This window comes from Bowmanella yangjiangensis (assembly GCF_017255015.1).
GTDB lineage: Bacteria > Pseudomonadota > Gammaproteobacteria > Enterobacterales > Alteromonadaceae > Bowmanella > Bowmanella yangjiangensis.
In genome coordinates this window covers 1-449 of record NZ_JAFKCS010000594.1, presented here as the reverse complement: position 1 = coordinate 449, position 449 = coordinate 1, and the positions used below count along the sequence as shown (strand labels likewise).

1 protein-coding gene is annotated in these 449 nt (G+C 64.6%); it reads right to left on the bottom strand.

Translation table 11 applies throughout. The features are described 5' to 3' along the window. Window positions 1–449: condensation domain-containing protein (locus J0A65_RS25830; protein WP_206597057.1), on the bottom strand; the 449-nt coding region annotated here is incomplete at both ends.

The window sequence follows — 449 nt, the reverse complement described above, 5'->3', positions numbered from 1 at the left end:
GAACCAGCCCAGGGTGCGGCTGTGGTCGAGGCCATCGAACAGATCCTCACGACCGTGCCCCTCCAACCCGACCAGCACCGCATGCTGCCCACTCCAGCCACACAGTGCGCGACCGAGGGCCGCCAGCAGCAGATCGTTGATCTGCGTGCGATAGGCTTGCGGTGCGACTTTGAGTAGCCGCGTGGTAGTGGTTCGATCCAGGCGCAGACTGATCTGCTCACGCAATGCCACCTGAGCACGACCGCGAGGGTTGTCGCGCGGTGGCTCGCCCAGCCCCTCGCTGGCAGTCTGCTGCAGCCAGTACGGCAGCTCCTCGCGCACGCTTGGCTGACAGGCGTAGGCCCTGAGACTTTGCGCCCAGTCTCGATAACTGCAGGAAGACGGCGGCAGATCCGGCGCTTCACCGCGCTGCAATGTTCCATAAAGCCGGTGCAGATCCTCCAGCAGAA